Annotated in this window: 23 protein-coding genes, 1 tRNA gene, 1 pseudogene and 1 other annotated feature; of the genes and pseudogenes, 8 read left to right on the top strand and 17 right to left on the bottom strand. The window is 41.0% G+C overall.

Translation table 11 applies throughout. The features are described from left to right. Positions 1-2: 2 nt before the first annotated feature. From proB to B7720_RS07000, 4 genes are all read right to left on the bottom strand, one after another. Positions 3-1,112: a glutamate 5-kinase gene (gene proB, locus B7720_RS07015; RefSeq protein WP_000875732.1), complete on the bottom strand. Its 1,110-nt coding sequence runs from the start codon at positions 1,110-1,112 to the stop codon at positions 3-5. Between the two features lie 101 nt (positions 1,113-1,213). Next, positions 1,214-2,113 carry an RluA family pseudouridine synthase gene (locus tag B7720_RS07010; protein WP_084857250.1) on the bottom strand — a complete coding sequence of 300 codons (900 nt, stop codon included), beginning with the start codon at positions 2,111-2,113 and terminating at the stop codon, positions 1,214-1,216. Then, complete coding sequence (lspA, locus tag B7720_RS07005; RefSeq protein ID WP_084857249.1) at positions 2,097-2,564, bottom strand: signal peptidase II; 468 nt, start codon at positions 2,562-2,564, stop codon at positions 2,097-2,099. Before lspA ends, B7720_RS07010 begins: the two co-directional genes overlap by 17 nt. Next, positions 2,561-3,469 (bottom strand): LysR family transcriptional regulator, encoded by a 909-nt coding sequence (locus tag B7720_RS07000; RefSeq protein WP_001025717.1) that lies wholly within the window; start codon positions 3,467-3,469, stop codon positions 2,561-2,563. Before B7720_RS07000 ends, lspA begins: the two co-directional genes overlap by 4 nt. Between B7720_RS07000 and B7720_RS09815 the strand changes: the two are divergent. Continuing rightward, positions 3,462-3,533, top strand: a pseudogene (locus B7720_RS09815) (AraC family transcriptional regulator); the annotation flags it as partial. The gene B7720_RS07000 and the pseudogene B7720_RS09815 overlap by 8 nt on opposite strands. 165 nt (positions 3,534-3,698) lie before the next feature. Here the strand turns inward: B7720_RS09815 and rpmA are convergent. The 4 genes from rpmA to B7720_RS06980 form a co-directional block, all read right to left on the bottom strand. After that, the gene (gene rpmA, locus B7720_RS06995; RefSeq protein ID WP_000916509.1) at positions 3,699-3,992 is read right to left on the bottom strand and encodes a 50S ribosomal protein L27; all 294 of its coding nucleotides are present in this window, start codon (positions 3,990-3,992) and stop codon (positions 3,699-3,701) included. A gap of 16 nt (positions 3,993-4,008) precedes the next feature. Then, complete coding sequence (locus B7720_RS06990; protein WP_042902405.1) at positions 4,009-4,353, bottom strand: ribosomal-processing cysteine protease Prp; 345 nt, start codon at positions 4,351-4,353, stop codon at positions 4,009-4,011. A gap of 15 nt (positions 4,354-4,368) precedes the next feature. After that, on the bottom strand, positions 4,369-4,683 hold the full coding sequence (gene rplU, locus B7720_RS06985) for a 50S ribosomal protein L21 (protein WP_000109141.1): 315 nt from the start codon (positions 4,681-4,683) through the stop codon (positions 4,369-4,371). A 34-nt stretch (positions 4,684-4,717) separates the two neighbouring features. Continuing rightward, positions 4,718-4,805, bottom strand: a sequence feature (ribosomal protein L21 leader region). 64 nt (positions 4,806-4,869) lie between these two features. Then, positions 4,870-5,556, bottom strand: a complete 687-nt coding sequence (locus B7720_RS06980; RefSeq protein WP_084857247.1) for a YoaK family protein — start codon at positions 5,554-5,556, stop codon at positions 4,870-4,872. 155 nt (positions 5,557-5,711) lie between these two features. On the opposite strand from B7720_RS06980, the gene B7720_RS06975 reads away from it, so the two are divergent. Next, positions 5,712-6,689: a Gfo/Idh/MocA family protein gene (locus B7720_RS06975; RefSeq protein ID WP_084857245.1), complete on the top strand. Its 978-nt coding sequence runs from the start codon at positions 5,712-5,714 to the stop codon at positions 6,687-6,689. Then, positions 6,686-7,768, top strand: a complete 1,083-nt coding sequence (locus tag B7720_RS06970) for a DEAD/DEAH box helicase (RefSeq protein WP_000850598.1) — start codon at positions 6,686-6,688, stop codon at positions 7,766-7,768. Before B7720_RS06975 ends, B7720_RS06970 begins: the two co-directional genes overlap by 4 nt. A 24-nt stretch (positions 7,769-7,792) precedes the next feature. Here the strand turns inward: B7720_RS06970 and B7720_RS06965 are convergent, their stop codons facing one another. Continuing rightward, a complete protein-coding gene (locus B7720_RS06965) occupies positions 7,793-8,170 on the bottom strand; it encodes a YwiB family protein (RefSeq protein WP_084857243.1) in 378 nt (125 codons plus the stop codon). 71 nt (positions 8,171-8,241) lie between these two features. On the opposite strand from B7720_RS06965, the gene B7720_RS06960 reads away from it, so the two are divergent. Continuing rightward, the gene (locus tag B7720_RS06960; protein WP_042768354.1) at positions 8,242-9,549 is read left to right on the top strand and encodes an HD domain-containing protein; all 1,308 of its coding nucleotides are present in this window, start codon (positions 8,242-8,244) and stop codon (positions 9,547-9,549) included. A gap of 9 nt (positions 9,550-9,558) precedes the next feature. Beyond that, positions 9,559-10,365 (top strand): sugar-phosphatase, encoded by an 807-nt coding sequence (yidA, locus tag B7720_RS06955; protein ID WP_000023482.1) that lies wholly within the window; start codon positions 9,559-9,561, stop codon positions 10,363-10,365. Positions 10,366-10,409: 44 nt separating this feature from the next. Here yidA and B7720_RS06950 read toward each other — a convergent pair whose 3' ends face one another. The 7 genes from B7720_RS06950 to B7720_RS06920 all read right to left on the bottom strand — a co-directional run bounded on the left by B7720_RS06950 (position 10,410) and on the right by B7720_RS06920 (position 13,265). Continuing rightward, complete coding sequence (locus B7720_RS06950) at positions 10,410-11,012, bottom strand: AbiV family abortive infection protein (protein WP_084857241.1); 603 nt, start codon at positions 11,010-11,012, stop codon at positions 10,410-10,412. A gap of 153 nt (positions 11,013-11,165) precedes the next feature. Continuing rightward, positions 11,166-11,237 (bottom strand) — tRNA-Arg (locus tag B7720_RS06945). A gap of 42 nt (positions 11,238-11,279) precedes the next feature. After that, positions 11,280-11,627, bottom strand: a complete 348-nt coding sequence (gene rplS / locus B7720_RS06940) for a 50S ribosomal protein L19 (RefSeq protein ID WP_001068668.1) — start codon at positions 11,625-11,627, stop codon at positions 11,280-11,282. 118 nt (positions 11,628-11,745) lie between these two features. Further along, positions 11,746-12,075 carry a fluoride efflux transporter CrcB gene (gene crcB, locus B7720_RS06935; protein WP_084857240.1) on the bottom strand — a complete coding sequence of 110 codons (330 nt, stop codon included), beginning with the start codon at positions 12,073-12,075 and terminating at the stop codon, positions 11,746-11,748. Then, positions 12,069-12,443: a fluoride efflux transporter CrcB gene (gene crcB / locus B7720_RS06930; protein ID WP_084857238.1), complete on the bottom strand. Its 375-nt coding sequence runs from the start codon at positions 12,441-12,443 to the stop codon at positions 12,069-12,071. Before crcB (B7720_RS06930) ends, crcB (B7720_RS06935) begins: the two co-directional genes overlap by 7 nt. Beyond that, the gene (locus B7720_RS06925; protein ID WP_084857236.1) at positions 12,440-12,706 is read right to left on the bottom strand and encodes a chorismate mutase; all 267 of its coding nucleotides are present in this window, start codon (positions 12,704-12,706) and stop codon (positions 12,440-12,442) included. Before B7720_RS06925 ends, crcB (B7720_RS06930) begins: the two co-directional genes overlap by 4 nt. A gap of 115 nt (positions 12,707-12,821) precedes the next feature. Next, positions 12,822-13,265 carry a flavodoxin gene (locus B7720_RS06920; protein ID WP_084857234.1) on the bottom strand — a complete coding sequence of 148 codons (444 nt, stop codon included), beginning with the start codon at positions 13,263-13,265 and terminating at the stop codon, positions 12,822-12,824. Between the two features lie 103 nt (positions 13,266-13,368). On the opposite strand from B7720_RS06920, the gene B7720_RS06915 reads away from it, so the two are divergent. The 3 genes from B7720_RS06915 to B7720_RS06905 all read left to right on the top strand — a co-directional run bounded on the left by B7720_RS06915 (position 13,369) and on the right by B7720_RS06905 (position 15,690). Next, positions 13,369-14,313, top strand: a complete 945-nt coding sequence (locus B7720_RS06915; protein ID WP_084857232.1) for a DHH family phosphoesterase — start codon at positions 13,369-13,371, stop codon at positions 14,311-14,313. 107 nt (positions 14,314-14,420) lie between these two features. Beyond that, a complete protein-coding gene (locus B7720_RS06910; RefSeq protein WP_084857230.1) occupies positions 14,421-15,284 on the top strand; it encodes a lantibiotic ABC transporter permease in 864 nt (287 codons plus the stop codon). Between the two features lie 163 nt (positions 15,285-15,447). Then, positions 15,448-15,690, top strand: coding sequence for a type B 50S ribosomal protein L31 (locus B7720_RS06905; protein ID WP_000710762.1), 243 nt, complete (start codon positions 15,448-15,450; stop codon positions 15,688-15,690). 115 nt (positions 15,691-15,805) lie between these two features. On the opposite strand, the gene B7720_RS06900 is transcribed toward B7720_RS06905, so the two are convergent. Continuing rightward, positions 15,806-17,140 carry an Nramp family divalent metal transporter gene (locus B7720_RS06900; RefSeq protein WP_084857228.1) on the bottom strand — a complete coding sequence of 445 codons (1,335 nt, stop codon included), beginning with the start codon at positions 17,138-17,140 and terminating at the stop codon, positions 15,806-15,808. Positions 17,141-17,275: the final 135 nt, after the last annotated feature.

Raw genomic sequence — 17,275 nt, 5'->3', positions numbered from 1 at the left:
CTCTAAAATTCTGTAAAGAGCAGCTGGATTTCAGGAGTGATGGAAATCCAGTCATCACGGTGAATCAAGACTCCCTTAGCTTTTTGAGAACGGAGCATATCTTCTAGAGCTGAGACGCCAAATTGGACACGTCCCTTTCCAAGAGATTGACCTGTTTCTTTATCAGCCACTGTTACAATATCGTGGTAAGAGAAGCTTCCTTCCACTTCTACAACGCCTGATAAAAGGAGACTTTTCCCGTTTTTTGAAAGTGCCTCTGCAGCTCCACCATCTACCCAAATCGTTCCCTGACTTTGAGCATAGAAGGCCAGCCATTGTTTCTGGGTACGAAGTCCCTTCTCTTGTGCAACAAAGAAGGATCCATCCCTAGTTTCTTCAGCTGCCTCAATCAAGGCATCTGATTTCAAGGAGGAGCAAATATAGACTGACACACCTGACTCCGTCGCAATAGTTGCAGCTTTGATTTTGGTCAGCATGCCCCCAGTTCCGTTTGAAGAACCTGCTCCACCAGCCATATCAATAATCTCACGATTGATAGTCTCGATTTTCTCAAGACGTTTGGCTGTTGGATCTGAGTTGGGATTGCCAGTATAGAGACCGTCCACATCGGTCAAGAGAACTAAAAGGTCTGCTTGGACCATCGCCGCTACCTGGGCACTTAGAGTGTCATTATCCCCAACCTTGAGCTCATCAATAACGACGCTATCATTCTCGTTAATGATAGGAATTGCCCCACGATGAAGCAATACGGACAAGGCCTGATGAGCATTCTTATAGCGACGTTTATCTACAAAATCATCCTGTGTCAGCAAAATTTGCGCAGAAACGATCTGGCGCATGAGGAGGTTGGTTGTGTATTCCTCCAACAAAAGTCCCTGACCAACTGCAGCCGAAGCTTGTTTATCTGCAATCTTGGTCGGACGTTTTTTAAAACCCAAAGCTCCAAATCCAGCGGCAACTGCCCCAGATGACACTAAAATCAACTCATGTCCAGCCTCATGCAGCATAGCCAATTGCTGGGTAATTGCCTTTACTTTACTCCTTGATAAACTCCCGTCTTCATTTGTTAAGGAGGAGGTCCCCACCTTAAAGACGATTCGTTTGTACTTCATATTCTCACTCCGATTCTTCATATTTATCCATTATAACATGAATACTTTAAAATAGAAAAGACTTGAAATGAAAAAGGTTGAGACAAGACATCTCAACTCTTTTATCTATTCTCAGTTTTACGCAATCTTTCCAGCGTTTCTTTAAAAATCTCTGGAATATCTGCTGTAAATTCCAAGTTTTCACCTGTTCTCGGATGGGTAAAACCTAGAGTCTTAGCATGGAGAAATTGTCCATGTCCTTTCAGGGTTTTACGAGGACCATAGACTTCATCACCAGCGACTGGATGGCCAATATAAGCCATATGAACACGGATTTGGTGGGTACGTCCTGTTTCCAGTTGCAACTCTAGCAAACTATAATCTCCAAAGCGTTCCAAGACTTGAAAACGAGTCACTGCTGGCTTCCCTTTAGCAGTCACTGCCTGTTTCTTACGATCTTTTTCACTACGACCAATCGGAGCTTCAATCACACCACGATCATTGGGAAGATTGCCATGAACAATCGCCCAGTATTTGCGGAGAGACTTCTTATCCTTGAGTTCTTGAGCGAGTGCTAAGTGGGCCTCATCATTCTTAGCAATCATAAGGAGACCAGACGTGTCCTTATCAATGCGGTGAACGATACCCGGTCGGAGAACCCCATTGATACCTGACAAGTCCTTGATATGGTACATGAGGGCATTGACCAAGGTTCCACTGGTATGACCGGCGCTCGGATGAACCACCATCCCTTGAGGTTTGTTAACAACGGCTACATCCTCATCTTGATAGATAATCTCGAGCGGCAGATTCTCAGCCACATACTCTAAAACCTCCGGTTCTGGCACATGGTAGGTGACGATATCTCCCTCTTGGACAGTGTATTTTGCTTTCTTGGCTTGCCCATTCACCAAGACTTGTCCAGCCTTGATTTGTTCATTAGCAAGACTGCGTGACAATTCTGTCAGATCCGACAGAGCCTTGTCTAAACGTTGTCCACCAGTTTCAATTTTTATTTCCATTTGCTTCCTCTTTAAGCATTGCAATCAATAGAATAATGACACCAACTGTCAAATAGCTGTCAGCAACATTGAAAATCGCAAAGTTGATAAAGTCTAGGTGAAACATATCCACCACAAAACCTTGACTCATTCTGTCGATAAAGTTGCCCAGACCTCCCGCGATGATCAAAGTCAGTCCAAAAACTAGCCAGAGAGAATCCTCCATGTGTTTATGTAGATACCAAATGGCTCCTACCATGACGACCAGTGTAATAACAGCAAATAACCACTGCTGATCTTGTAGCATGGAGAAGGCTGCCCCACGATTTTGCAGATAGGTCAAGCTAACGAGATTGGGGATCCACGAACGAACTTCACCCAGTGGAATCTGCTGGACAACATAGGCTTTAACCCACTGATCCAGCCCAATCAAAAGCAGTACAATGACTGCTACTATTCCTCTTTTTTTCATGATTTCCTCTTTTGATCAAAATATTCTTGCATAACCTCAACGAAAAGAGTCCCAGCTTGGCTAAGCTCCACTTCTTCCCGTTTGACATAGACCATGCGGTTATCTAGATTATCCTTGAGACGAATGACTGTAATCCCATTAACACTGTCACTATCTAAAAACCCAGATCCAGTCGCATAAGCATCCGTCCGCTCCAAAATACCGTTCAAAGTAGCACGGTCCGTCACATTGAACATCTGGGAGCTCGCGCTGGTGTCGACAAAGTTCTCTGAATAGTATAGATACTCATCCTTTTCCTGAGTAAAACGAACTGTTGGTAAATCCGCTAAATCCTCCATGACCAATTCCTCTTTCTGTGCTAAAGGATGTCCTTCACGAAGATAAATGTGAGTCTGGAAAGGAATTAGTTCAATAACTTCTAAACCAAGCTTTTCAACCCGTTGCATGATCCCCTTTTTATTTTGATTGTTGAGGTAGATAATCCCAATCTCACTATGCCCTTGGGCTACTTCGTCTAATATTTGAACTGTGGTAGACTCAAAAATACGAAAGTTCTTATAATCAGGATAACGCTCTGAAAAGGCCGTAATCGTTGGTGGCAAGAAGTCATAGTGCTGGCTGGCAATGGAAAATTCATCCTTTTCTTCCTCAGGATTGGCATACTGATTTTGAAAAACATCGAAGCCTTTGACCAATTCTTGCGCTTTCTCATAAAATTCCATACCACGACGAGTCAAAAACGTTCCCGAACTCGTCCGACGGAAAATCTTAAAACCAAGCTCTTTTTCCAAATCGCGAACAGAAATAGACAGACTCGGCTGACTAACATACATCTTTTCAGCAGCTTCACGGAAAGTACCACTATTGGCAATAGCCACAACATAGCGTAATTGTTGAATGTTCATCTTTTACCCCCAACTTCTCTATCTGTTCATTATACCATATTTTAGAAGTTTTCCACCTAGTAAAAATAATGTCGCTCACAAAATTCATCTACACTAGTAACAAAAAATTGTGGGTATCAAAACAAAAAAATAGGCTCTCCGAAAACTCGGAAAGCCTTATTTTATGCTACTTCTAGCTTCCTCACCTTTTCATTTTAAGGCTCGGGATAAAAAGGTTCACTGGACCTTTTTATTTTGCGATTGGGTAAACAGAAACTTGTTTCTTATCGCGACCTTTACGTTCAAAGCGTACTACGCCTTCAACTTTAGCGAACAAAGTATCGTCTCCACCACGTCCAACGTTTACACCTGGATAGATGTGTGTACCACGTTGACGGTAAAGGATTGATCCACCTGTTACAGTTTGTCCATCAGCTGCTTTAGCTCCAAGACGTTTCGCTTGTGAATCGCGTCCGTTTGATGTAGAACCTCCACCTTTTTTGTGGGCGAAAAGTTGCAAGTTGTTAAGAGTCATTTTTAACATAATGTTTTCCTCCGTGTTAGTTTTCTGTGATAACTCTGGTTTGGACGAACTCAGAAGAGTCCTCCGATAAGTTTGCCATACCTAAGAAAAATGATTCGAAGAATAACTGGGTCATTTCTCTCTGGTGTGAAGGAAGATCCGCTGGTATTTCAACCTTTAGATAACCACCTTCATCTTCGTTTAATTCTAAGATTGGTTCGTAGCCTGCAAATTTCTCAATGGAATTGACAAAGTTAATGGCAAGCGTAGAAACCGATGCACACACGACATCTAAGCCGTATTCGCCACTTTCGGCGTGTCCAGTAATTTCCGCACTCCTCAGCTCGCCATCTTCGGCTCTCTCAAAGACTGCTTGTATCATGTGTTCTCCTTAAAATTAAGCGTTGATCGCGTTGATGACAACTTTTGTATATGGTTGACGGTGACCTTGTTTACGGTGGCTACCTTTTTTAGGTTTGTACTTGTAAGTAACAACTTTCTTTTGTTTTCCTTGTTTTTCAACAGTTCCAACTACAGTAGCTCCAGCAACAAGTGGAGTTCCGACAACAGTGTTTTCACCACCAACAAGAACAACTTCGTTAAAAGTAACTTCTTGACCAGCTTCAACGTTCAATTTTTCAACGTAAACTGCTTGACCAACTTCAACTTTAACTTGTTTTCCGCCAGTTTTGATAATTGCGTATGTGCTCATTATGCACCTCCTATGATTTTTAGGGTTTCCCCGTATTTTTGTGAAGACTCGCCTAGCATCGTGGGACGAACCACTTTATACTCACTATGTGAGCAACGATGTTCGTGCGGTTGCACAGGATTGTGCATAGTCAACTCTTCAAGTATAGCATATCTTCTTTTTTCTTACAAGCGAAATCAATCAAATTTAAGCTTTTTCTTTCCCTTTTTTTCTCCAAGAAGCAAAAAGCATACTGAAGTAAAAGATATTCATCATAAGAGGAACACCTAGAATTGTCTTCTCCTGATAGTAAATCGTCAAATAAGCTGAAAAAACAACTCCGAAGACAAAACTGCTAAGCAAGCTAACAAAAATCAATCCCTCTCGTAGAAAAGGCGTATGCTTGGTCCGGAAATAATCTCCAAAGGCCAACATGGTACGTTTGATATTCCCTGTCATAAAAGCATTATTATAGGCAATACCTGACACTTCTCCAAAAGCAGTTGTCACCAGTCCCATACAAAAGGCTAAGGGCGGTACGAGATAGATATTATCAACCGTTTGCGGCACAAATCCTATAATTAGGGACAGGACTGCAAGTGGAATCAAGGACAAAATCGGCTTTTTAACAATTCGTAGTTTTTCCTTATACAATGTCAGAAAAAAGACACCCATCATAAAGAAAAGCAAGGTCATTACTTTAGCACTAGCATCCGATACATTTTGTTGAATGAGTCCTACAGAAAGAAAGACGACATTCCCAGTCTGTCCAGCGACAAGGGTATTCCCTCGCACGATAAAAGTATAAGCATCGACATATCCTGCACAAAAAGTCAAAAAAAGCGCTAGTCGCTTAGACTGACGTGATATTTTCCTTATTGGTAATAATCTCATTTTCTCCCCCTTCTCATTTCATCTACTTATCTAAATATTGTACCACTTTCTCCAAGAAATTCGTAGCCCATTTGAAAATTTTTACCATCTGTTGGATAGTCCTTCTTTTCTGTGTTATAATGAAGGAAGGATTTGAAGTCGGAAAAGGAGTATTTATGCTTAAATTAGGTATCATCGGAACAGGGGCTATCAGCCATCATTTCATAGAAGCAGCCCATGCTAGCGGAGAATACCAGCTGGTTGCAGTCTATTCTAGAAAACTAGAAACAGCAGCAACCTTTGCTTCCCGCTATCAGGATATCCAGCTCTTTGATCAATTAGAGGACTTCTTCAAGAGCTCCTTTGATGTAGTTTATATCGCTAGTCCAAACTCCTTACATTTTGTTCAAGCCAAGGCTGCCTTGTCTTTTGGCAAGCATGTCATTCTTGAAAAGCCAGCTGTCACTCAGCCACATGAATGGCTGAATTTGAGACAGACAGCTGAGAAAAATCACTGTTTTATCTTTGAGGCAGCTCGTAATTACCACGAGGAAGCCTTTACCACTATCAAGAATTTTTTGGCAGACAAGCAAATTTGGGGAGCAGATTTCAACTATGTCAAGTATTCTTCCAAGATGCCTGACTTATTGGCTGGACAGACGCCAAATGTCTTTTCAGACCGTTTTGCTGGTGGAGCTCTTATGGACTTGGGGATTTATCCTCTCTACGCTGCCGTTCGCCTTTTTGGAAAGGCTCAGGACGCGACCTACCAAGCTCAACAGCTTGACAATAGCATTGACCTAAATGGAGATGGTATCCTCTTCTACCCTAACTTTCAAGTTCATATCAAGGCTGGGAAAAACATCACTTCCAATCTTCCTTGTGAGATTTACACAGCAGATGGAACCTTGACCCTTAACACGATTGAACATGTCCGCTCAGCTATTTTTAGCGACCACCAAGGAAATCAAGTTCAACTCCCTATCCAACAGGCTCCTCATACGATGACTGAGGAAGTTGCTGCGTTTGCTCAGATGATCCAGCAACCAGACCAGACACTTTACCAGAACTGGCTGGATGATGCAGGCTCTGTTCATGATTTACTCTATACCATGCGCCAGACTGCTGGCATTAGATTTGAGGCAGAAAAATGAAAACCAAACTACCGACTGAATGGCAGAAATTGAGTGACCAACTCGGTTTCCAAGAATTTACCCCCATTCAAACTCAACTATTTGAGCCTATACTTGCTGGAGAAAACCTCCTAGGAGTGAGCCCAACAGGAACTGGTAAGACCCTAGCTTACCTCCTGCCAAGTCTTCTCAGACTACAAAAGAAAAAAGCCCAGCAACTCTTGATCCTAGCACCAAATACGGAACTTGCTGGACAGATTTTTGACGTGTGTAAAACGTGGGCAGAGGCTATCGGCTTAACTGCTCAGCTCTTCTTATCAGGTTCGAGTCAGAAACGCCAGATTGAACGCCTCAAAAAAGGACCAGAAATTCTGATTGGAACACCTGGCCGTATCTTTGAGTTGATTAAATTGAAAAAGATCAAGATGATGAATGTAGAAACCATCATTCTGGATGAATTTGACCAATTGCTCGATGATTCTCAGATTCACTTTGTCGAAAAAATCACCCACTACGCACCTCGTGACCACCAACTCATCTACATGAGTGCGACGACCAAGTTTGACCAAGAAAAGATTGCACCAAACACGCGCACTATTGATCTCTCTGATCAAAAACTGGACAACATCCAACATTTCTACATGCAGGTAGACCAACGTCATCGAGTAGACATGCTACGAAAGCTAGCTCATGTTGAGGATTTCCGTGGTCTGGTCTTCTTTAACAGCTTGTCAGACCTTGGAAGTGCAGAGGAAAAACTACAGTATCGGGATGTCTTGGCTGTCTCCCTCGCTAGCGATGTCAATGTTAAATTCCGAAAAGTCATATTAGAAAAGTTTAAAGATAAGCAACTAACCCTGCTCCTTGCAACTGACCTTCTGGCTCGTGGTATCGACATTGATAGCTTGGAATGTGTTGTCAACTTCGACGTCCCTAGAGATATGGAAACCTATACCCACCGTGCTGGTCGTACAGGTCGCATGGGTAAAGAAGGCTATGTTATCACTCTGGTAACCCATCCTGAAGAACTTAAAAAACTCAAGAAATTCGCAAGTGTGCGTGAAATTGTTCTAAAAAATCAAGAACTCTATATCAAATAAGGTTGGCATTCGGCAACCTTTTTCTTATCCCCAAGTAATTTCCAATTGATAGCTGGCAAAAAGTTGTCCATCTTGATTTTGCAGTTGATAGGCGAGTTCAATCTTTTGCCCATCCAGTTGATAACGATTCGTTTGAATGATAAATTCCTGCATCCCCATTGGAGACGGAATATAGGCTAAACTATCACTATCCTTTAGAAATCTCATAATAGTCTTCGGATTGGAAAAACGGGTCATCACCAGTTCTTGACCATGAAACTTGAGAACCACTTTTTCTTTTTCCTCATTATAAAAAAGCAGATAGCTATAATCCCCTTTTTCACGCACTTCAACGTCATAAAGCTGGTCAATCACTTCCAACTGCTCATCAAACTGAATCCTATTTCGCATCCGAATCTTCACATCAAATCCTCTTTCATGTCTCTTGTCCTACTATTTTACCAAAAAGAGCAGGATTTTGCTATAATGGTCATATGAATGAAAAAGTATTCCGTGACCCAGTTCACAACTACATCCACGTCAATAATCAGGTCATATACGACTTGATCAATACAAAAGAATTTCAACGTCTTCGCCGTATCAAACAGCTAGGGACTTCCAGTTATACCTTCCATGGTGGGGAGCACAGTCGCTTTTCCCACTGTTTGGGGGTCTATGAGATTGCACGACGCATCACAGAGATTTTTGAAGAAAAATATCCTGAAGAATGGGATCCTGCTGAGTCTCTCTTGACCATGACCGCTGCGCTCCTTCATGACCTCGGGCACGGTGCCTACTCTCATACTTTTGAACATCTCTTTGATACAGATCATGAGGCCATTACCCAGGAAATCATCCAAAGTCCTGAGACAGAGATTCACCAAGTTCTGCTACAAGTAGCGCCTGATTTCCCAAAAAAGGTAGCCAGTGTCATCGATCATACCTATCCTAACAAGCAGGTCGTGCAGCTCATTTCTAGCCAAATTGATGCAGACCGCATGGACTATCTCTTGCGCGACTCCTATTTTACAGGAGCATCTTATGGGGAATTTGACCTGACTCGCATCCTTCGAGTCATTCGTCCAGTCGAAAATGGTATCGCCTTTCAGCGCAATGGCATGCACGCCATCGAAGACTATGTTCTCAGTCGCTACCAGATGTATATGCAGGTTTATTTCCACCCAGCAACACGGGCCATGGAGGTTCTCCTACAAAATCTCCTCAAACGCGCCAAGGAACTCTATCCTGAAGACAAGGACTTCTTTGCACGCACTTCTCCACATTTGCTACCTTTTTTTGAAAAGAAAGTTACTCTATCTGACTATCTGGCACTTGATGACGGCGTGATGAATACCTACTTCCAACTCTGGATGACCAGTCCTGACAAGATACTAGCCGACTTGTCACAACGTTTTGTCAACCGCAAGGTCTTTAAATCCATTACTTTTTCAGAAAAAGACCAAGACCAACTCGCAACCATGAGACAGCTGGTTGAAGAAATCGGCTTTGATCCAGACTACTATACTGCTATTCATAAGAACTTTGACCTCCCTTATGATATCTATCGTCCCGAATCTGAAAATCCACGGACACAGATTGAGATTCTACAGAAAAATGGTGAACTGGCAGAACTCTCTAGCCTGTCTCCTATCGTCCAATCTCTTGCTGGCAGCCGCCACGGAGACAATCGTTTCTATTTTCCAAAAGAAATGTTGGACCAAAACAGCATCTTCGCAAGCGTTACCCAGCAATTTTTACACTTGATTGAGAACGATCATTTTACCCCAAATAAGAACGAATAGAGGAAATTTATGAGTATTAAACTAATCGCCGTCGATATCGATGGTACCCTGGTTAACAGTAAAAAGGAAATCACTCCGGAAGTCTTTTCTGCCATCCAAGATGCCAAAGAAGCTGGTGTCAAAGTCGTAATTGCAACGGGTCGTCCTATCGCAGGTGTTGCCAAACTTCTGGACGACTTGCAATTGAGAGACGAGGGTGACTATGTCGTAACCTTCAATGGTGCCCTTGTTCAAGAAACTGCTACTGCCCATGAGATTATCAGCGAATCCTTGACCTATGAGGATTATCTGGATATGGAATTTCTCAGTCGCAAGCTCGGTGTCCACATGCACGCTATTACCAAGGACGGTATCTATACTGCCAATCGCAATATCGGAAAGTACACGGTGCACGAATCAACCCTCGTCAGCATGCCCATCTTCTACCGCACCCCTGAAGAAATGGCTGACAAGGAAATCGTCAAGTGTATGTTTATCGATGAACCGGAAATTCTCGATGCTGCGATTGAAAAGATACCAGCAGAATTTTACGAGCGCTACTCCATCAACAAATCTGCTCCTTTCTACCTCGAACTCCTTAAAAAGAATATAGACAAGGGTTCAGCTATTACCCATCTAGCTGAAAAACTCGGATTGACCAAAGATGAAACCATGGCGATCGGTGACGAAGAGAATGACCGCGCCATGCTGGAAGTCGTTGGCAACCCCGTTGTCATGGAAAATGGAAATCCAGAACTCAAAAAAATCGCCAAATACATCACCAAAACAAACGACGAATCCGGCGTCGCCCATGCTATCCGTACGTGGGTATTGTAAAATGGCAAGAATAGACGAAAACCGCTCTGCTGAGCGGTTTTCGTCTATTTCATTTTAGAATTAGCAATAATTTCAAAAAACAAATCAGTTTTCTTTGATAACTCGATTGAGTAATTTGTCCATCCCACCAGATTATCATCAAATGATTCTATCGCAAATAAAAGTAGGTTTCTTGCAAGTTCTTGAGTAATTAAATCTTTTGGTGTCACAATATTGTTATTTTTTCTATCACAATAAATTGCTTTTTCTCTTAAAGCTTTTAATTCACCAGAATAAATAAATTTAAAAATCTTCTCCAAATTTTCATTAGAAATTGAATTTTTAATCCTTTCGCCAATACAAATAGTGTGACTCGCACCTACAATTTGTTTAGATTTATGATCTCTTAATTTATCTTTTCTCATATAGGAATCTGAACCTTTAATAAATATTCCCATTTGAATTTTTCCAACCTCTTCCAACACACTAATAGCTAAAAAAGATGAGGAGGTATATGAATTATTTATATATAAAACATATGCATCCGAAATCAACTGAACAACATGATCTAAACATTTATTCAATTGTTCAGTTGAAGAAATATAAAAATTGCTAGATCCGTTTAAGATAGATTCTATCTTATCAAAATAACAATCTTTATCAACCATTATTACTCCAAATTTTATAATCCATGATATTTTGTTAAAGTGCTTCTAGCAGTTGCTTATCGATTCTACATCGACACTTTATATAATTCTTGTAATTTAAGGGCGAATTTGGGGCGAAATACCTCAAACACCCAGTAAAATCAATAGTTTCTATGCCCCCTGCAGGAATCGAACCTGCAACTACTCCTTAGGAGGGAGTTGTTATATCCATTGAACTAAGGGAGCTAGAGAAAAACTCTGCTGGGTAAGCAGAGTTTTTTAGTCGAATTAACGACGGATTTCTTTGATACGAGCTGCCTTACCTTGAAGTGCACGCAAGTAGTACAATTTCGCACGACGTACTTTACCGTAACGAACAACTTCGATCTTTTCAACACGTGGAGTGTGGATTGGGAAGATACGCTCAACACCTATACCGTTAGAGATTTTACGAACTGTGTAGTTTTCTGAGATGCCAGCACCTTTACGTGCAATAACAACACCTTCAAAAATCTGGATACGTTCACGGTTTCCTTCGACAACTTTCGCGTGTACACGAACAGTGTCACCAGGACGGAATGATGGGATATCTGTACGAAGTTGACCTTCAGTCAAGCTTTGGATTAATGGATTCATTTTATTCTCCTATCTTTGTCAATCTTGAGGAACCTTCCTCAGCGGATAAACTGTATTTTTGTGCGTCCATTACACACAAGATACAGTTTACCAAATTTCCACCTAAAAGTAAAGAAATTTATAGCAGAATTCCTAAAAAAATCGCTACAGAACCGCCTATGTAAGTTGAGGCTAAATAGCTATAAAATACCTTCTTGTCGCTTAACAGCCTTTGCAACTCGTCATTCAAGGTTGAAAAGGTCGTCAACCCTCCACAAAAACCTGTCGCTAGGATAGCATAGACTTCCTTGGACTCCACATGATTGTAGAGTAGGCCGATCAAAAAACATCCTAGAAGATTGGCTATGAGAGTTCCTAGAGGTAATTTTGAAGCTTGATTATAGCGGGAAAAGAAATAACGCACCAGGGCTCCGAACCCACAGGCGATTGCAAGATAAACGATTACCATTTCTTCCTCCCTAGAACATAAGCCAAGAGCAGGCCCCCACCAATACTAAAAATCAAATACAGGACTAAACTAAGATAACGCCCGGTATCGAGCAATTTCACAGCGTCCAAGAGCAGGCTAGAAAAGGTTGTTAGCCCACCACAAAATCCTGTACCCAGCGCCAAAACCAAGCCTTTACTAGTTCCCTTATAGACCAGATAGCCTTTCACCAGATAGACCAGGCAGATAATGCCCAGATAGTTAACAAGGAGGGTGCCCCAAGGAAATTCTGGACTAGCTGGTAACCAAGTGGAAACTAGATAGCGGACAAGTCCGCCCACCATTGCAGCTAGAAAAATCCCTAGCGGATAAAATTGTTCTTTTTTCATTTGATGTTTTGATCCTGATAATCACGCGAACGTTTGAGAACATCTGAAAAAGTCGCAACAATGGTTTCTTGGTAACTCTTATTGATTACACGACTCCTTACCTTTTCAAAAATGACTTCTTCTCGCTTACTATCTAAAATAGGTTTTCCTGAGGCCTTCTTATAGGCAACAACACCCTCAACCAAGTGCATTCGTTCTTCCAAGAGCTTAACGATTTGGTCGTCGATTTGATCAATTTCTTGCCGAATACTAGCTAAATCCATAGTGTCTCCTCCTTTATTTGAATTATTGTATCAAAAAGCCACCAAATAGGCTAGTAAAATCTAGTTTAACTACTAAAAACTGCACTGACTCCTTCCAGTCAGCGCAGCTTGATTCTTATCCTACTTTTGCAGCCAATTCTTCTGCGAATTGTTCCAAGCGTTCGATGTCTTCTTCTTCGGCAGAAAGATCAACTTTAACGCACTCTGAACCTTTTTCTGCTCCTGTCGCTACAAAAACACGATCAAAGTCATCAACAGCCTTACAGAATTCGTCGTAGAAGGTATCTCCTGAACCGACCACTCCGTAGATTTTGCCATTCAAGTTGAGATCTGCTAGGTCTTCGTAAAAGTCCATCATCTCATCTGGCAATTCTCCGTCTCCATAAGTATAAGTCGCAACGATTGCGATGTCCGCCTCCAAGAAGTCTGAAGCGTCAACAGTCGTACATTCATCCACATCGACTTCCAATCCCAAGTCACGCAATTTATCTGCTACAATATCTGCAATTTCTTCGGTATTACCGGTCATACTGGCAAATACAATTTTTGCTAATGCCATAACGTCCTCCTCAATTTATCTTTCTCCATTATATCATATCTTTTTCATTTTAAAAATAAAAATTCTTGTGCTACAATGAAATGAGAAAGAATTGAGGTTATTTATGGAAATTTGCCAGCAAATATTAGAGAAAATCAAAGAATACGATACCATTATCATTCACCGTCATATGAAACCAGATCCAGATGCCTTAGGGAGTCAAGTGGGCTTGAAAGCTCTTCTCACACACCATTTCCCAGAAAAAACTATCAAAGCAGTCGGTTTTAACGAACCAACTCTAACTTGGATGGCGGAAATGGATACTGTCCAAGATAGTGACTACCAAGGAGCTCTTGCTATTATTTGTGATACAGCGAATCGTCCTCGTATCGATGATAAACGCTACGAACAAGCTGCTTTCACCATCAAAATCGATCACCATCCAAATGATGATATCTATGGTGACCTATCTTGGGTGGATACAAGTTCAAGCAGTGCCAGTGAGATGATTGCTTTATTTGCTCAAGAAAATCAGCTAGCTTTGTCTGGTGAAGCGGCACGACTTCTCTATGCAGGAATTGTCGGGGACACAGGGCGTTTTCTCTACCCGTCAACTAGTGCTCGTACCTTTAGAATAGCTGGCCAGCTCCGAGAAATTGATTTTGACTTTGCTGGATTGTCTCGTCAAATGGATACCATGAGCTTCAAGATTGCAAAATTGCAAGGCTTTGTCTATGATCATTTGGAAGTTGATGAGAATGGAGCTGCACGCGTTCTGCTTACTCAAGACATCTTGGAAAAATATAAGGTTACGGATGCTGAAACAGCGGCAATTGTCGGAGCACCTGGCCGAATTGATACTGTTAAGGCTTGGGCTATCTTTGTTGAGCAAGCTGATGGTCACTTCCGTGTGCGAATGCGCAGTAAAATTACCCCTATCAATGAAATTGCCAAACGACACGACGGAGGAGGGCATCCTTTAGCTAGTGGCGCCAATTCCTATAGTCTAGAAGAAAACGAACAAATATATAAAGAACTGAAAGAGGCTCTACAGATTCACCAAGGCTAAGAAAGAATTTTCTTGGCCTTTTATATGCTAGATTCTTAAAATATACGGTTTCTTTGTACCGCAGTTTATGGTATAATAAATCAAACTGAATAAAAGGAGACATAATAATGGAAAAAAATCGTTTGTTTATCCTCATTTCTGCTGGAGTAGCAATCCTTGGTTCACTCTTGCCATGGGCTAGTTTAAATGCAGGTTCTTTTGGGTCCTATAGTGTGAATGGTTACCAAGGTGATGGGTGGTTTGTCATTATCGCGGCTATTGTATCTATTGTTCTTGCGTGCTTGAATAATATGAATAAAGCAATGCCTAAAGGGTTCTCAATTGGTGTCATTGTTGCGGGTGCAATTGCAACTCTCGTCACACTAAATAGTCTCTTTAATGTAAATAAATACATGTCTAACTTTGGTGGATATGGCATTTCAATCGGCTTTGGTTTGATTTTAGCTATTCTTGCTAGCATTGCACTAGTTGTAACTGGTCTCTTGGCAATGTCAGGTGGTAAAATTACAAAAGAGTCATTTACTGAATTAGCTGAGTCTGGTAAAGATTTTGCTCAAACTGTCGGACGTGTAACAAGCTCTACCGTTAAAACTGCAGTCGAAGAAATCAAAAAAGAATCTCAAGAACGTAAAAAAGAAGAAACTACAGCTGAAAAAACAGAGACAGCTAAAGAGGAAACCGAGCAAAAAGAGGAAGCTAAGGAACCAGCTAATGTGGAGGCTGAATCAGTAGCAGAAAACGCAGAACCAGTAAAAGAAGAAACTACTGAATCTGAAACAAAAACAGAAGCTGAGCCAGTAGCCGAACCAACAGAAACAGAGGCTGAAGCTGAAACTGTAACAGAATCAACGGAAACAGAACCTACTGAAACTGAAAAAGAGGCTAAATCAGCAGAAGAAAACGCAGAACCAGTAAAAGAAACAGAAGTAAAAAATCAACAAGAAGAAAAAGCTCCAAATCAAGAGAATTAATCATTCTTCTACCCTCACTCCAGTAAACACTGGAGTGATTTTTTATCAAGATTTTTAATAAAATCAGGGAAAAGACTTGCCAAACTTATCAGAATCTGATAGACTAGTATGGTAACAATCTATGGCTCGCAAAGAGACCATGGCAGAAAGGAAATATTGCAAAATGAAAAAAGATATCCATCCAGAATATCGCCCAGTTGTCTTCATGGACACAACTACTGGTTACAAATTCCTTAGCGGTTCAACAAAACGCTCTAACGAAACTGTTGAGTTCGAAGGCGAAACTTACCCATTGATCCGTGTGGAAATTTCATCAGACTCACACCCATTCTACACTGGACGTCAAAAGTTCACTCAAGCAGATGGACGAGTGGATCGTTTCAACAAAAAATACGGTCTCAAATAATGATAAAAAAGAACAGTTACCACTGTTCTTTTTTTGTACTTCTTTTTATGAACCAATCACTACTACTTTCTATTTGTCAACCTTCACGCTGACACTATATTGATTTCAAACGAGGTTAAAAAATATCGAAAAGAAGCTTGATATTTAGAATGGTCAAGATGATTGAAACTGCGTAACCTAGGATTGTGTTCCACTTGGCATTGGTGAATTCTCCCATCAGTGACTTCTTAGAGGTCAGATAGATTAAGGGGAAGATTGAAAACGGAAGAGCGATTGACAGAAAGACCTGTGAATAGACCAATAACTGATCCAAGGTTTTTTCTTGATGTCCAAACAAAACGGCAACAATGATCACAGGTAGTAAGGCAAAAATACGGGTACCGATACGGATAATCCACTGAGGCAATTTCAGATGCAAAAATCCTTCCATGACAATCTGTCCTGTCAAAGTACCTGTAATGGTCGAATTTTGTCCACTTGCTAAGAGGGCTAGGGCAAATAAAGTTGACAGAGTTGAACTAGCTATCGCTCCTGCTATTGTCGAATCCTGTAAAGCATTGTACATTTGAGAAAAAGCTGAAATTTCAGATGCATGACCAAAAAAGAGAGATGCCCCTAAAATGAGAAGCAAGGAATTGACAATAAAGGCTAGGGACAACTGAAGATTTGAATCCCAGGTCATAAAACGCACGGCTTTTCGAACATCCTTCTTATCTTTGTGATTGATTTTCCTTGTTTGGGATAGGGATGAATGAAGATAGAGATTATGGGGCATGACTGTCGCTCCCACAATTCCTAGAGCCAAGGTCAATTGGCTTTCATGACCTGGTAACGGTGTTTCAAATAAAGTTGAAGTCGGTAAATAACCACCAAAGATACCCTGAATACTTGGACTAGATAAAGCCACAAGATAGGTAAAGATGGCTAATATGGTTAAAATAAGAGTCGTAACAATGGCTTCAATTTTTTTGAAGCCAAATTTCATTAACAACAACAAAAGAAATACATCTAAAACGGTTAAGAGGATAGCGACCATAATCGGTATTTTAAATAAAAGATTTAAGGCAATCGCTGAGCCTAAAACCTCGGCTAAGTCTGTCGCCATTAAAGCTAATTCTAAAATCACCCAAAGACTATAGCGAAGCCATTTGGGAGCATGATGTGCAGTTGCCTGTGCTAGGTCCATCTTAGTTACGATACCGAGCTTTCCAGCCATCTGTTGTAACTGCATGGCGATGATGGATGAAATCAAAATAACAAATAAGAGACTATATTTGTAGGAAGCACCACCAACCACACTAGTAATCCAGTTTCCAGGATCCATATAACCAACTGCTACAAGGGCTCCAGGCCCTAAGAATGCTTTTAGATTTTGCCAAAAATGATTGTTATTCGGAGTTTCAATAGATTGGTTAATCTCAGAAAGAGAGACTTTTTTGTAAGAAGACATCGGAATTTTACACTTTCTAATCTGTCTTTACCTATTTTCTTAATGGAATTTTTGAAAAAATAATGAAAATAGTTTTCCATTTCCAATTCTCCCTTATTATATCACATTTTAGAATGATTCTTAAGGAAAGAATGA

Origin of the sequence: Streptococcus oralis subsp. oralis, from assembly GCF_002096455.1 — a bacterium.
GTDB lineage: Bacteria > Bacillota > Bacilli > Lactobacillales > Streptococcaceae > Streptococcus > Streptococcus oralis_CY.
Note: the sequence above shows the minus strand (reverse complement) of the source record. Positions and strands in the feature narration are given on the sequence as shown.

Coding starts and splice junctions, on each gene's coding strand:
- proB (WP_000875732.1), bottom strand. CDS start 1,112: ATGAAGTACAAACGAATCGTCTTTAAGGTGGGGACCTCCTCCTTAACA.
- B7720_RS07010 (WP_084857250.1), bottom strand. CDS start 2,113: ATGGAAATAAAAATTGAAACTGGTGGACAACGTTTAGACAAGGCTCTG.
- lspA (WP_084857249.1), bottom strand. CDS start 2,564: ATGAAAAAAAGAGGAATAGTAGCAGTCATTGTACTGCTTTTGATTGGG.
- B7720_RS07000 (WP_001025717.1), bottom strand. CDS start 3,469: ATGAACATTCAACAATTACGCTATGTTGTGGCTATTGCCAATAGTGGT.
- rpmA (WP_000916509.1), bottom strand. CDS start 3,992: ATGTTAAAAATGACTCTTAACAACTTGCAACTTTTCGCCCACAAAAAA.
- B7720_RS06990 (WP_042902405.1), bottom strand. CDS start 4,353: ATGATACAAGCAGTCTTTGAGAGAGCCGAAGATGGCGAGCTGAGGAGT.
- rplU (WP_000109141.1), bottom strand. CDS start 4,683: ATGAGCACATACGCAATTATCAAAACTGGCGGAAAACAAGTTAAAGTT.
- B7720_RS06980 (WP_084857247.1), bottom strand. CDS start 5,556: ATGAGATTATTACCAATAAGGAAAATATCACGTCAGTCTAAGCGACTA.
- B7720_RS06975 (WP_084857245.1), top strand. CDS start 5,712: ATGCTTAAATTAGGTATCATCGGAACAGGGGCTATCAGCCATCATTTC.
- B7720_RS06970 (WP_000850598.1), top strand. CDS start 6,686: ATGAAAACCAAACTACCGACTGAATGGCAGAAATTGAGTGACCAACTC.
- B7720_RS06960 (WP_042768354.1), top strand. CDS start 8,242: ATGAATGAAAAAGTATTCCGTGACCCAGTTCACAACTACATCCACGTC.
- yidA (WP_000023482.1), top strand. CDS start 9,559: ATGAGTATTAAACTAATCGCCGTCGATATCGATGGTACCCTGGTTAAC.
- B7720_RS06950 (WP_084857241.1), bottom strand. CDS start 11,012: ATGGTTGATAAAGATTGTTATTTTGATAAGATAGAATCTATCTTAAAC.
- rplS (WP_001068668.1), bottom strand. CDS start 11,627: ATGAATCCATTAATCCAAAGCTTGACTGAAGGTCAACTTCGTACAGAT.
- crcB (WP_084857240.1), bottom strand. CDS start 12,075: ATGGTAATCGTTTATCTTGCAATCGCCTGTGGGTTCGGAGCCCTGGTG.
- crcB (WP_084857238.1), bottom strand. CDS start 12,443: ATGAAAAAAGAACAATTTTATCCGCTAGGGATTTTTCTAGCTGCAATG.
- B7720_RS06925 (WP_084857236.1), bottom strand. CDS start 12,706: ATGGATTTAGCTAGTATTCGGCAAGAAATTGATCAAATCGACGACCAA.
- B7720_RS06920 (WP_084857234.1), bottom strand. CDS start 13,265: ATGGCATTAGCAAAAATTGTATTTGCCAGTATGACCGGTAATACCGAA.
- B7720_RS06915 (WP_084857232.1), top strand. CDS start 13,369: ATGGAAATTTGCCAGCAAATATTAGAGAAAATCAAAGAATACGATACC.
- B7720_RS06910 (WP_084857230.1), top strand. CDS start 14,421: ATGGAAAAAAATCGTTTGTTTATCCTCATTTCTGCTGGAGTAGCAATC.
- B7720_RS06905 (WP_000710762.1), top strand. CDS start 15,448: ATGAAAAAAGATATCCATCCAGAATATCGCCCAGTTGTCTTCATGGAC.
- B7720_RS06900 (WP_084857228.1), bottom strand. CDS start 17,140: ATGTCTTCTTACAAAAAAGTCTCTCTTTCTGAGATTAACCAATCTATT.